We start from the raw sequence: 12,755 nt of genomic DNA, 5'->3' as shown, positions 1-12,755 counted from the left end.
GAAACCTCCTCGTTCGTCGGAGGGGAACTTGCGCGCGGGCGCCCCCTGTCGTCCAGAGCTAAGACTATGGCGAACCATAGCGCCCGGCTATGAGGCCCACCTGTCCGCTAGGTTTCATCCGGCAGACCCAGCTCTGTCGCGGCCTGCAACAGGCAGCGCCGGGCCTCCTGCACCTCGATGTTTTCGGCATTGTCCGACCGGCAGTGCAAAGAGATCGGCTGGCGCTGCGCCCCGGCCAGCGGCAGCACCTTCAGGGCGGGGTTGGTGACCCCCATGGCCGACAGCTCGTCCTGAAGGGCGATGCCGAACCCCTCGCGCATCAGATGCGGCGCGGTTTCGGCAAAGCGGGTCTCGATCGAGATGTTGGGCTCGATCCCCGCCTCCTGGAAGATCTGCCGCACCAGGGCGCCATGGGGCGTGTTGGGATGGAAGAAGATCAGCGGTTCCTCGGCGATGTCATGCACCGTCACCTCGCTTTTCGCCGCCAGCGGGTGATCCTGCGGCACCACGCAGACCATCCCCGCCGAGGAGATCCGGAAAGAGCTGATGCCGGGATCTTCCAGCGGGAAGATCGTGACCGTGCAGGTCCCCTCTGCCATCCACAGGTAATCGCGGTTCTGCTTCATCGACAGGGTGTCCATGCGCAGCTTCACCTCTGGCCTGCGACGGCGGAAGATCGACAGGCTGCGCGGCGCCAGGGCCTGGCTGACCGAGGGCGAAACACCCATGCGGAACATGGTGCCCTTGCCGCGCACCATGTCGTTGACCCGGTCGGTGATCTGCTCGAAGGCGGTCATCGAGGGGGCCGCCACGTCGAAGATCTGGCGGGCCAGCGCCGTGGGCCGCAGACGGGCGCCGGAACGGTTGAACAGCTGCACGCCCAGCACGTCCTCCAACCGGCGGATGGTGTTGGTCACCGTGGGCTGGGCGATGCCCAGCTGATGCGCCGCACCGCTGATGGATCCGGTCAACATGACCGCGCGAAAGACCTCAAGTTGCCGGAATGAAAGCAATTTCTGCCCCGTCTTCTGTCGCCTGCGCGAGGGGATGGTGGAAAAGTCTCTGTCTTGACAGAGATCTCACATTAGGACGTTCTGCGCGGCGAAGTAAATTCCGAGGTGCCCCGACATGCCCAGTTCCCCGACCGCCGCCGCCCGCCTGGCCTATATGATCGGTCATCCGATCGCCCACACGGCCATGCCTGCGGGCGTCAACGCATGGGCCCATGACAGCGGCACCGACGCGATCATGGCCCCCGTCGACGTGGCGCCCGAGGCCCTTGCGGGCTTCATCGCCGCTCTGCGCGGCACCGCCAATTGCGACGGCGCGGTGGTGACCGCGCCGCACAAGGTGGCCATGGCGGCGCTGGTCGACGATCTGACCCCGGCGGCCCGGCTGGTCGGCGCGGCGAACGTGGTGATCCGGGGCGCCGATGGCCGGTTGACCGGCGACAATACCGACGGCGCCGGATTCGTCGCCGCCCTGCGCGAGGCCGGGGCCGATCCGGCGGGACAGCGGGCGCTGCTGTTTGGCTGCGGCGGGGCTGGCGCCTCGATCGCCGCGGCGCTGGTGGCCGCGGATGTGGCCCGGCTGGAGCTTGTGGACCCCGACACCGCCAAGGCCGAGGCCCTGGCGCGGGCCCTTGGCCCGGCGGTGCAGCCGGTCTGCGTGCCCGACAGCGTCGCGGCCCATGACCTGGTGATCAACGCCACGGCCATCGGGCTGGACGGCCATTCCTCCGTGCATCCGCTGACCGGCCTGCGCCCCGAGGCCACGGCGGGGGACGTGGTGACCAAGCCGCCGGTGACGCCCTTCCTGCGCCAGGCCGAGGCCATGGGCGCCCGGATCCAGCCCGGCAGCGCCATGGCCCTGGCCCAGATCCCGCTTGTCCTGCGTCTCTTCGGCTGGACCGAGTGACGCCAATCCGATGCAAAACCATAGCCTCACGCTATGGGCTTCGACTGAGTCCGGGCTTTTCGTTCCCGCGGGGCTGGTCCAATGTTGTGCTCCCTGCCGGGGCGTCCTATCGCCCTGGCATCGAAAATAAACTCTGGGAGGAGTTCCATGACTTTCGCTAACATGACCCGCCGGGCCTGGCTGGCCGGCGTTGCAGGCCTGTCGCTGCTGTCCGCGACCGCTGCCACCGCGCAGGAAAAAGACGACGTCGTGCTGGGCGCGCTGCGCTTCACCAGCCACGGGGCCGGTTTCGTGGCCTTCGAAAAAGGCTATTTCGACGAGGAAAACCTTAACGTCTCCTTCGAGTTCTTCCAGGCGGCGCAGCCCATTGCCGTGGCCACCGCCAGCGGCGACGTGGACTTTGGCCTGGCCGGTGTGACCGGCGGCATGATGAACCTGGCCGAGAAGGACGCGGTGCGCATCGTCGGCGGCGTCCTGCATGAGAAGAAGGGCGTGGACGGCATGATGGTCATGGCCTCCAACCAGGCCTATGCGGACGGGCTGGACACGGTGCCCGAGATCAAGGGCCATTCCATGGCAATGACCCAGGTCGGGTCCACCTTCCACTACATGACCAGCCGGATCGCCGACGCCGAGGGCTTCGACATCTCCGACGTGCGCCTGGTGCCCCTGCAAAAGGTCGGCGCGATGGTCGCGGCCCTGAAATCGGGCCAGGTCGACGCCATGATCATGGTGCCGCATATCGCCAAGCCGCTGGTCGAGGCGGGCGCCGCCAAGGAACTGGGCTGGCTCTATGACTATGCCGAATACCAGATCTCGACGCTCTTCACCTCGGTGGACAACATCGAGAACAACCGCGACATGGTCGAGCGGTTCATCCGCGCCTACGCCAAGGGCATCGCCGATTTCAACCGCGTCATGCTGGCCGAGAACCCCGACCCGGCCGAGCTGGACGAGATGACCCGGATGATCGCCAAATACGTGGCGCCGGACAAACCCTATGAAGAGGCGATGGCGTCGATCCAGCAGGGCGCGATGAACCTGAACGAGGGTCTGGCCCTGAACATGACCGACGTCGCCGCGCAAATGCAGTGGTTCAAGGACCAGAACCTGGTCGACAGCGACCTGGCCGTGGACCAGCTGGTCGACGACAGCTTCGTCGAAACCTACTGATCTCTGAACGAGGCTGATGACATGGACCTTCGCGTCGAGAACCTTTCGCATTCCTACAATGATCTCGAGGTGCTGCGGGATCTCAACCTGACCATTCCGCATGGCGAGATCGTCTGTGTCATCGGCCCGTCCGGCTGTGGCAAGTCCACCCTCCTGCGTCTGCTGGGCGGGCTGGAGAAACCCAGCAAGGGACAGATCCTGCAACTGGGCGAGGCGCCAAGCGGCTCGCTCAACCCACTGACCTACGTGTTCCAGGACTTCGCCCTGCTGCCCTGGCGCACGGTCGAGGGCAACATCTCGCTGGTGCTGGAACCGCACGGCCTGACGGCCGAGGAAAAGGAACGCCGCATCGCCGACGTGCTGGAGCGCACCCGGCTGAGCGATTTCCGCAAGGCGGTGCCCAAGCAGCTGTCGGGCGGCATGAAACAGCGTGTGGCCATTGCCCGGGCGCTGGCGGTGAACCCCGCCGTGCTGCTGATGGACGAGCCGCTGTCGGCGCTGGACAGCCAGACGCGCGAGCTGCTGATGGACGACCTGGTAGGCCTGTGGCAGCGCGAGCCCTTCACCTCCTGCTACATCACCCACAACCTGAACGAGGCGGTCCGCCTTGGGCACAAGGTGGTGGTGCTGTCGCGTCGCCCCGGCCTGATCCGCGAGATCGTCGACATCGACATCCCCCTGTCCGAGCGCGACGTGTCCAACCCCAAGCTCGCCGCGCTGCAACAGCAGCTGTGGGAGATGATGCGCGACGAGGCGCAGACCGCCGACATGGAGCTGGCGGCGGGCTGATCGCCCCGGCGCCGACCGACCGACACCGACACTTGGCCCCGGGCCAGGCGCACCGCCGCCGCCGCGCGCCCCGGACCACCGCCGGACAGACCCGCCCCCTACCGATCCGGGGCCGAGGACGTCCGCCATGCCCTTTCGTGAAAGGAACCCTTCATGAGTGACATTTCCACCCTGCCGGGCCAGGCCCCGGCGCCCGCAAGCCCAGAGGCCGAAAGTGCCAAGCCGGTCGTCTTCCGTGGCGGCGGCTTTGCCCCGAAACCGCGCAAGCTGGTGGGTCTGGCCGTCTTCGTCGTGCTGATCGCCCTGTGGGAACTGGGCTCGCGCTCGGGCGTGATCTCCTCGCTGGTGCTGCCCGCCCCCTCGGAGGCCTTTGGCGCCTTCATGGATCTGGCCAATTCCGGCAACCTCTGGCGGCACCTCTCGGCCTCGCTGCAACGGCTGGTGATCGGCTTTGCCTGCGGCGTCAGCCTGGGGCTGATCTTCGGCACCGCTGCGGGCCTCTCCTCGGTGGCCCGCGCCGCGATCACGCCGCTGGTCTCGGCCATCTTCCCGATCCCCAAGATCGCCCTGCTGCCGCTTTTCATCATCTGGTTCGGCATCGGCGAGGGTTCGAAGGTCGCCACGATCCTCTTCGGCTGCTTCTTCCCGATGGTCATCGCCACCTACAGCGCCATCGACAACGTCGACCGCACGCTGATCCGCATGGGCCAGAGCTTTAGTCTGTCGCGGGCCCAGATCATCTGGAAGATCGTCCTGCCCGCCGCCCTGCCCGGGATCCTGTCGGGCACCCGCATCGCGGCCTCGATCTCGATCATCCTGCTGGTGGCAGCGGAAATGATCGGCGCGGAATACGGCATCGGCGCCTATGTGCTGCTGGCCGGCAACCTGATGGCCACCGACCAGCTGATCGCCGGCGTGGCGATCCTGTCGCTGCTCGGGCTGACGGTGAACTGGCTGATCTCGCGCCTCGAAAACAACTTCCTCGGATGGAGAAACTGATGCCCCGTCACGAAACCGATTACGACGTTGTCATCGCCGGGGGCGGCGCAGGCGGCATCGGCGCGGCCCTTGGCGCGGCCAAGGCCGGGGCCCGGGTGGCGCTGGTCGAGAAATACGGCTTCCTCGGCGGGGCCGCGACCAACGCCCAGGTGCTGGCCTACTGCGGCTTCTACCATCAGGGCGGCGAGCCGGTGCGCGCGGTCTCGGGCGCCGGGGAACAGGTGCTGGAAGAGATGCGCGGCATGGGCGTGGCCTGTGATCCCTACCGCTCTCCGACCACCAACAACTGGATCGTCCTGCTGGATCCCGAACGCCTGAAGGTGGCGCTGGACCGGGTCCTGGCGGCCCATGGGATCGACGTCTTCCTGCATTCGCGGGTGGCGGCGGCCAGCCGCACCGCGCGGGCACTGGAAAGCGTGACCGTGGCCGGCATGGACGGGCGGTTCCGCCTGATCTCCGAAAGTTTCGTCGATGCCAGCGGCGACGCCAACCTGGCGTTGGTGGCCGGTGTGCCCATGCGGACCGGCGACAGCCAGGGCCGCATCCAGGCCTATACCATGCCGATCCGTGTCGGCGGCCTGGCCCCCGACACCAAGATCGACCGCGCCCTGATGCAGGCCGCGATTGCCGAGTTCAACGAGAGCTCGCCGCACAAGATCCACCGCACCGACGCGGGCATTTTCACCCGCGTTCCGGGCACCACGGATTTCTGGTGGCTGGTGGTCGACCGCGACATGCCCGACCTTTCCTCGAACAGCTTCACCCGGGCCGAGCAGACCGGGCGCGAGATGTCCCTGGGCCTGGTCGAGATCCTGCGCGCCCGGGTGCCGGGGTTCGAAAACGCCTGGCTGGCCCAGACCGGCCCGCAGATCGGGGTGCGCGAAACCCGCCACCCTGCGGCGCGCTACGACATCACCCATGACGACGTGTTGCAGGGGCGCCTGCGCGCGGACGGCATCGCCCGTGGCGCCTGGCCGATCGAGCTGCACTCGGAAGCGGGCAAGCCGATCTACGAACACGTCGGCGGCGCGGGCTATTTCCACGTCCCCTACGACGCGATCCACGCCCGCGACCTGGACAACCTTTGGTACGCCGGGCGGGTCATCGGCGCCGATGACTACGCCTATGGCTCGATCCGGGTCATGGGGACCGCCTTCGCCACCGGCGAGGCCGCGGGCGTTGCCGCAGCCCTGAACGCGACGGGCAAAAGCCCGGTGACCGCCGAGGCGGTGCGCCAGACCCTCCAGGGCAACGGCGCGCTGATCTAGGGCCCGCGCGCCCGATCTTGGGCCCAAGCCTCCAAAAGCGAGGCTTGGGCCAAACCGGCCTGCCGCCTGCCGCTCGGGCGCAGGCCGTCACGCCCGGATCCATGCGCTTCTTGCGGAGCGGCTTCAGTACTGCGGGAAGGTCTCCCGCATGATCCGGTTTTCCTGCCGAATACGCGCAATCAGAAGCACCAGGTAAAGCGGCAGACCGAAGAAGAGCGTGGCCCAGGCTTGCAGGACAATGGCGAAGCCGACGAGTTCCGGCACGATATTCAGGACGTAGTTCGGGTGTTTGATCCTGCGGAAGACCCAGTTCGTTTCCAGACGGTGATCCGGGGCGATGTAGAGCTTTACCGTCCAGAGGCGGCCGAGGGTGGCAATGACCCAGAACAGAGCGCAGATCGACAGGGCGTAGAGGCCGAGCCCAAGGCCTGTGAGCCAGCTGGGATCGCTCTGTCGAAGGGTGCTTTCCGCTATGGCGACGAGGTAATAGAGGACATGGGCGGCGGCGAGCGCCCTGGAGGTCCGGGCGCCGTGCTCGACTGCGCCGATGCTGCGCAATGCACGCTCATTTCGCTTGGAAATAGACAATGAGACCAGCCGTATCGCCACGGCCGCTGCACTAAAGATCGTCGTCAACATCTATTGCCCCCTGAGAGCAGTTTGCCCCCTCGCCTTTGACAGGGCGAGGTTCCTCTTTCGGTCTGGCGACACTTCGATCCCCAGCGAGTTGGCCTGGGGAAAGGGCGCACCGGCCCTCTCACCCGATTGCCTGAATGGCGCAGCTTACCCTGCCTTGGAAATCCGGGCGTAGATGATGTGCCGGTTCTCACCGAAGAACAGTTCGGTCTCGACCTCGAGCCCGGTGGTCGCCGCGTCGACGATCTCGCGCATCTGCGCTTCGTCTCGCAGCAGGAGGGACCAGTTCATGAAGGTTTCCATGTATCCCGCCGGGATGACCTCGGTGCTGAAGTTGCCGAACAGCAGCGTTCCGCCGGGCCGCACGGACGACAGCAGACGGCGCGTGACCGCGGCGGCGACGTCGAAGGGCAGATAGTCGTAGACGCCGGCGGAATAGACCAGGTCGAAGGCGCCGATGTCGTATTGCTGGGACATCAGGCCTTTGACGCTGCCGAACATCGGCTCGACCACGGTTCCGGCCAGATCCCGGGCGATGACCGCAAGGTTCGCCTCGTCCTGGTCCATCGCGATCCAGCGCGACAGCCGTTTGTCCGCCAGCGCCATCGACAGCTCGGCCTCGCGCAAATGACCGCTCGCGACGGTCAGAACATCGGCGTCCGGGCGACGGTCGGCGGCCTGGTCCACGAACTGCGCAAGGATTTCGCGCCGCTCCTGCACCGCAAGCGCGCTGGAGGACACGCTGGTATAGGCGTAGATGTCCTGGCCGAACGCGCTGCTGCCCTGCACCTCTGCCTGGGCGGCGGGGTGACGATAGAGCAGATCCAGAAGCACCCCATCCCCCGAGTAGCCGCGCGGTTTGGTGAAGGACCGGCGGGTGAAGGGATCGGCCATCAGCTTTTCACGGATCGGGTGGGCCTGCGCCATGGGGATCAGGCGGGCCCAGGTGTCAGCCGGGCAATCGCTTCGCAGGTCATGCAATTGCAGAACAAGGCATTCGACCAGATGGCCCGCGTCTTTCCCGCCGTTGAGGAAGAAGAGCGCCGTGTCGAGGATTTGCGACAGCTCGTCAGCCATCTCTGCGGGATTGTCGGGTTCGCTGATCGAGGCGGCCCGTTGCCTTTGCTCGCCCATTGCCTGGCGTTTTTGCCGATCCGAAAATTTCGCTGCCGTTTCCAATACACTGGTCTGCAAGTTGTTCGAGCGCATGGGCACTCCTTTCAATGTCGTCATGTTCCAGATGGGCGGCACCTAAGGTCACAACGTGTGCTCAAGCGTTGTCACCAGCGTGGTAGTTCACCGGAGCACCGTGTTTTTTGAGCGGGATCACGGGATCGTCATTGCCGCCCGCCGCAGCAAGCGTGTGGGAGGCAAGAGAGAGGGGAAAAGACGCGACCGAGGCCCAGTCCGTCAGCCTGGGCGGGTTGTTACGACGTCGAAACGCCCGATCCCGCCGCTCCAAACCCCACGCGCGGGCCGTGACAGGCGGATGAAACGGGGCGGCAGGTGCCCAACGGTCGTTTTCGCACGGGCGTCTTTCCGCCAAAGCCGATTGCGAGATGAAGTCGTTGGGTGATACGTGCCCAAAAACCTATACTTTTGAATCTATTTGGAGTCGCTTTATGCAAGTGACCTTGATCGGCGAGCTTCGCGTTTCTGATGAGGGACAGGACGCGCTGCTGCCTGCATCACGCAAGGCGCGTGCGCTTCTGGCTTTCCTCTTCGCAACGGCCCGTCCGCACCGGCGCGAGCGTTTGTGCGAAATGTTCTGGGATCTGCCCGACGATCCCCGTGCGGCGCTTCGCTGGGCCCTTTCCAAGCTGCGCCCAATCGTCGACAGGCCCGACCGCCTCCGGATCATTGCAGACCGGGAACGGGTGGAACTGGATACGGCCGATGTCGACGTCGATCTTTGGACGATCCACGACCGTATGCGCTCGCTCGATCAGGCGACGGTTCCCGAGCTTGAAGAGATGGCCCGGTTGTTCGATCAGACGCTATTTGACGGCCTCGACGGGGCGGGCAGCGATTTGTTCGACGCCTGGTTGCGCAGCGAACGCGAGGATGCCGAGGCGGCACGTGTCGCGATCCTTCAACAGCTGGCGACACACCCCCAGATCAGCGAGATCGCCGCGAAGAAATGGCGCCGCCTCATGGACACCGCCGGGCAGCTCCCGGCGAAGGCGCAGCGCCTCTTCGACCCAGGTCGGGAAGGAGCTGGGCGAATTGGCGATCACCAGCCCCTTCAGCCCGGCGGGGCGACGGACGGCATGTTCCGCCGCCAGCATCCCGCCCCAGCTTTGCCCCAGAAGACAATAGCGGTCGCGCAGACCAAGGTGATCCAGCAGCGTATCGAGTTCGTCGAGGAACAGTTCCACCGTCCAGAACTCCGCCCCCGCCTCGGGCAGATGGGTGGAGCGGCCATTGCCAAGTTGGTCATAGTGCACCACGGCCCGACCCGTTTCGGCAATGGCGCGGTAGGCATCGACATAGTCGTGGGTACAGCCCGGCCCGCCATGAGCCACGATCAGCGGCGGCGGCCCGGCGCGCAGGTCGCCCGTCACCCGATACCAGGTCCGGTGCCCCCGGAAGGGGCAATAGCCCTCTTCGCTGATCATCTGCTGCGGCATCCTGCCCTCCTTCGTTCCATCCCCCGATCCTGCGCCAACCGGCCCCGACCGCGTAAGCTGCAAGATCTTGCAGGCTGCCAGGGCCCGGCGCCGCCGCTAGCCTTGCGCCAAAACGGAGCCGATAGGATGCCCCCTTCCGACAGATCCCTGCGCCTGACCCTGCTGGGCGGCACGCCCCTGGCAGGCGCCTTCCTCTTTCTCGGCGCGCCGGACGTGGCAGAGGTGATGGCCGGTGCCGGGCTGCCCCTGCTGATCGTCGACCGCGAACATGCGGCGGCCGACCTCTCTGGCGCCCTGCATGAGTTGCGCGCCATCCGCTCTGTCTCGGACGCCTTCGTCCTGGCCCGCGCCCGCGACGGATCGCCCGGGGCGATCAAGCCGCTGCTGGATGCGGGCTTCGACGGGGTGATGGTCGCCGACGTGCGCAGCGCGGCCCAGGCCCGCGCCATCGCAGAGGCGGCGCGCTATGCGCCCCTGGGCCGGCGCGGGGCGCAGTTCACCGTGTCGCGCGCCGCAGGTTACGGGGCCGAAACGGGCCACCCCGCGCGGGCAAACGCCGGGCTGCTGGTGGCGGTGATGATCGAAAGCCGCGCCGGGCTGGAGGCCATCCCCGAGATCGCCGCCGTGCCCGGCATCGACCTGCTGTTTCTCGGCCCCTTGGACCTGACGACGGACTACGGCACCTTCGGCGACCTCACCTCGCCCGAACTGACGGGCGCCCTGCGCCGGGCCGAGGCGGCGGTCCGGGCCAGCGGCAAGATGCTGGGGGGCGCCTGCCTGCCCGGCGAAACGGCACAGGACCTTTTCGCGCGCGGCCATGCCCTGGTCTCTGCCACCTCCGACGTGGGCCTGCTGCGCGAGGCGGCCAACCGCGCGGTTCAGGCGATCCAGCCCTGACGGGTGGCCAGCGCCACCGCGTGAGAGCGGTTGCGCGCCCCCAGCTTGACCGCTGCCGCCTGAAGGTGCTTCACCACCATGCTTTCGGACCGCCCCAGCACATGGGCGATCTGCTTGGCCGACAGCCCTTCGGCGGTATGGCCCAGGCATTCCGCCTCGCGCGGAGACAGCGGCCCCCGCCCCGAAATCGAGCCGATCCGGTCCTGCAACCCGAAGGCCATCAGGGCAAAGCGCGCCAGCGCCGCCTCGCCGACCTCCGTCTCGACGAAGGCCGTCAGCGTGGCGAAGCCGCGCCCGGGCAGGTGCAGAGGCACCGTCATGCCGCGCCCCAACCCCCAGGACAGCAGCCGGTCCCGCACCTCGCCAACCTCGGGCCGCTCAAGATCGGCGGCGATGCGCGACGGCTCTCCGGCGTGATAGCTCCAGACGAAGGGTTGCAGCATCCGCGCCGCCCGCCCCTGCACCGGATCCGCCCGGTAAAGCGCCCGGCCACACCAATCCGCCACCAGCTGCTCGGCGCTGCCGCGCGCCTCGATCACCTCGGGCAGGACGAAATGGGCCGGGTCGGGGCTGAAGGGCTGCGGGGAATAGTCGTAGACCAGCCCCCGCACCCCCGCCCCAAGGGCCGCGAAGACCCGATCGACCTGCGCCCCCGCCGCGCCCATCAGGCAATTTCCTCGGCGCGGGCGGTCACCATCTCGCTGGCGCCGGACAGCTCTCCGATGGGGCGGCCCTCGACCACGCCAGCGATGGTGCGATCGGTCAGCGCCTGAAGCGCCTCGGCCTTTGCCAGCACGCCGTCCAGTTCTGCCACATGCAGGCTGACGACGCCCAGATCATCGGCCAGGATCGCGTCACCTGCCAGGACCGGCACGCCGCCGACCGAGACGGGACAGTTCAGCGCGCCCCCCTGCCCGGTCAACCGCGTGGTCAGCGCCGCGGCGCCACGACTGAAGACCGGCAGGCCAAGCTCTGCCAGTTCCTGCGTGTCGGTGTGGCAGCCGTCGATCACCACCCCGGCCGCCCCGGCATTGCGGATCGCCCGGGCCACGCCACCGCCCAGGCAGGCCGCGCGCCGGTCGCCGCGCCGGTCGATCACCAGCACGTCCCCCGGCCGCAGCAGGCCCGCCGCATGATGCAGAAGCGTGGAATCGAACCCCGGCAGGCAAAGCGTCACCGCGGTTCCCACCAGCCGCGACACCGGCGCCACGGGACGGATCTGCGGCGCCATCACCCCACGGTCGAGGAAATGCCCCAGCAGAACGGTCTCGAACCGGGCCAGTTGCCGAAGCCTGTCGGCGGCGATCATGGCGGGCATGGGAGCAAGGGAATAGGTCATGGGATCTCCAACTCGTTTTCCCTATCACGCAATAGAGACGCTGACCGGGTCCACTTGAAATAGCTGATCCACTCGATAGAGTTTTTCGATCACATCGGAGACCTCATGCAGATCCACAGCCTGCGCACCTTCTACTGGGTCAATCGCCTCGGCAGCTTCCGCAAGGCGGCAGAGGTGCTGAACATCTCGCAGCCCACCGTCTCGGCCCGGATCCGCGGGCTGGAGGAAGAGCTGGGCGTGCCGTTGATGCTGCGCGATGCGGGTCTCAGCCTGACCCCCCAGGGCGCAGAGCTGCTGGACTATGCCCGTCAGGTGCTGCGACTGACCGACGACCTGTCCTTCCAGAACGCCCCGCAGTCCCGGGCGACCCGGCTACGACTGGGCGCCAACGGGCCGGTGGCGGCCACCTGGCTGATGGCTCTGGTCGACCACATGGAAACGCGGCACCCCACCCTGCGGCTGGAGATCGAAGTGAACCAGAGCGCGACCTTGCTCAGGCATCTGGCAAGCGGTCAGCTCGATCTTGGCTTCCTCTCGACTGCGACCGCGCATCCCGAGCTGAAGCTGACCCCACTGGGGCAGTTCCCGATGATCTGGGTCGGTGCCCCCTCCCGCTACGGCGACAGGCTCGATGACGAGGCCCTCTCCCGCTCGCCCATCATCGGCTACAATTGGGACTCCCCGATCCACGACAGCACCCGCGCCCCGGCATTCGGCGCTGACCGGCATCATCGGTTCACGCACTCCGACAGCCTTTTCATGATGATCCGCCTTGCCGTGAACGGCATGGGCCTGGCGCTGGTGCCCGAACATTCGGTCCAGCAGGAGCTGGAAAGCGGCCAACTGACCCGGATCACCGTCGAACGCCCCCCCGCCCCCCTTGAGGTGTCCGCGGCGTCCCGCAGGGAAACCCTGTCTGCCCCGGCCCAGGACGCCCTGGCCTTCGCCTGTCGCGCCATGCCCCCGCGATAGATCACTCTTGGCCAGGCGGGCTTTGCCGTGATTTTCAGCCCCGTGCGAGTTGGCGTGAAAGGTCGCGCCCATGTCGGGGCCAGAGGGGCGACCGCGCAAGACAGACGCCAGGGTCGTCTTCGGATGGCGTTCCAG

General features: G+C 67.1%; 14 protein-coding genes. 7 read left to right on the top strand and 7 right to left on the bottom strand.

All coding sequences use genetic code 11. From position 1 onward, the window contains the following. Positions 1-107: 107 nt before the first annotated feature. The gene (locus ACRARE_RS07630; RefSeq protein WP_432655831.1) at positions 108-1,013 is read right to left on the bottom strand and encodes a LysR family transcriptional regulator; all 906 of its coding nucleotides are present in this window, start codon (positions 1,011-1,013) and stop codon (positions 108-110) included. 115 nt (positions 1,014-1,128) lie between these two features. Here ACRARE_RS07630 and ACRARE_RS07625 point away from each other — a divergent pair, with 115 nt between their 5' ends. From ACRARE_RS07625 to ACRARE_RS07605, 5 genes are all read left to right on the top strand, one after another. Beyond that, positions 1,129-1,917, top strand: a complete 789-nt coding sequence (locus tag ACRARE_RS07625) for a shikimate dehydrogenase family protein (protein ID WP_432655830.1) — start codon at positions 1,129-1,131, stop codon at positions 1,915-1,917. Positions 1,918-2,064: 147 nt separating this feature from the next. Beyond that, positions 2,065-3,090 (top strand): ABC transporter substrate-binding protein, encoded by a 1,026-nt coding sequence (locus tag ACRARE_RS07620; RefSeq protein WP_432655829.1) that lies wholly within the window; start codon positions 2,065-2,067, stop codon positions 3,088-3,090. A gap of 21 nt (positions 3,091-3,111) precedes the next feature. Next, entirely contained in the window at positions 3,112-3,879 is a 768-nt protein-coding gene (locus ACRARE_RS07615; protein ID WP_432655828.1) for an ABC transporter ATP-binding protein, read from the top strand. Between the two features lie 153 nt (positions 3,880-4,032). Further along, a complete protein-coding gene (locus tag ACRARE_RS07610) occupies positions 4,033-4,878 on the top strand; it encodes an ABC transporter permease (protein ID WP_432655827.1) in 846 nt (281 codons plus the stop codon). Then, positions 4,878-6,146, top strand: a complete 1,269-nt coding sequence (locus ACRARE_RS07605; RefSeq protein ID WP_432655826.1) for an FAD-dependent oxidoreductase — start codon at positions 4,878-4,880, stop codon at positions 6,144-6,146. Before ACRARE_RS07610 ends, ACRARE_RS07605 begins: the two co-directional genes overlap by 1 nt. 123 nt (positions 6,147-6,269) lie before the next feature. Here the strand turns inward: ACRARE_RS07605 and ACRARE_RS07600 are convergent, their stop codons facing one another. From ACRARE_RS07600 to ACRARE_RS07585, 4 genes are all read right to left on the bottom strand, one after another. After that, positions 6,270-6,785, bottom strand: coding sequence for an isoprenylcysteine carboxyl methyltransferase family protein (locus tag ACRARE_RS07600; protein WP_432655825.1), 516 nt, complete (start codon positions 6,783-6,785; stop codon positions 6,270-6,272). Positions 6,786-6,929: 144 nt separating this feature from the next. Continuing rightward, a complete protein-coding gene (locus ACRARE_RS07595; RefSeq protein ID WP_432655824.1) occupies positions 6,930-7,991 on the bottom strand; it encodes a class I SAM-dependent methyltransferase in 1,062 nt (353 codons plus the stop codon). A 479-nt stretch (positions 7,992-8,470) separates the two neighbouring features. Then, the gene (locus ACRARE_RS07590; protein WP_432655823.1) at positions 8,471-8,707 is read right to left on the bottom strand and encodes a hypothetical protein; all 237 of its coding nucleotides are present in this window, start codon (positions 8,705-8,707) and stop codon (positions 8,471-8,473) included. A gap of 72 nt (positions 8,708-8,779) precedes the next feature. Then, positions 8,780-9,412 carry an alpha/beta fold hydrolase gene (locus ACRARE_RS07585; RefSeq protein WP_432655822.1) on the bottom strand — a complete coding sequence of 211 codons (633 nt, stop codon included), beginning with the start codon at positions 9,410-9,412 and terminating at the stop codon, positions 8,780-8,782. A 126-nt stretch (positions 9,413-9,538) separates the two neighbouring features. Here ACRARE_RS07585 and ACRARE_RS07580 point away from each other — a divergent pair, with 126 nt between their 5' ends. Further along, positions 9,539-10,309, top strand: a complete 771-nt coding sequence (locus ACRARE_RS07580; RefSeq protein WP_432655821.1) for an HpcH/HpaI aldolase family protein — start codon at positions 9,539-9,541, stop codon at positions 10,307-10,309. Here the strand turns inward: ACRARE_RS07580 and ACRARE_RS07575 are convergent. Together ACRARE_RS07575 and ACRARE_RS07570 are read right to left on the bottom strand one after the other, a co-directional pair. Continuing rightward, positions 10,291-10,974 carry a helix-turn-helix transcriptional regulator gene (locus tag ACRARE_RS07575; RefSeq protein WP_432655820.1) on the bottom strand — a complete coding sequence of 228 codons (684 nt, stop codon included), beginning with the start codon at positions 10,972-10,974 and terminating at the stop codon, positions 10,291-10,293. The genes ACRARE_RS07580 and ACRARE_RS07575 overlap by 19 nt on opposite strands. Next, entirely contained in the window at positions 10,974-11,648 is a 675-nt protein-coding gene (locus ACRARE_RS07570; protein WP_432655819.1) for an RraA family protein, read from the bottom strand. Before ACRARE_RS07570 ends, ACRARE_RS07575 begins: the two co-directional genes overlap by 1 nt. A gap of 105 nt (positions 11,649-11,753) precedes the next feature. On the opposite strand from ACRARE_RS07570, the gene ACRARE_RS07565 reads away from it, so the two are divergent. Then, positions 11,754-12,620 (top strand): LysR family transcriptional regulator, encoded by an 867-nt coding sequence (locus ACRARE_RS07565; RefSeq protein WP_432655818.1) that lies wholly within the window; start codon positions 11,754-11,756, stop codon positions 12,618-12,620. The last annotated feature ends 135 nt before the right edge of the window (positions 12,621-12,755 follow it).

The organism is Pseudooceanicola aquaeponti, from assembly GCF_050897975.1.
Taxonomy (GTDB): domain Bacteria; phylum Pseudomonadota; class Alphaproteobacteria; order Rhodobacterales; family Rhodobacteraceae; genus Pseudooceanicola.
The sequence above is the reverse complement of the archived record's forward strand: the minus strand, read 5'-3'. Positions and strand labels throughout refer to the sequence as shown.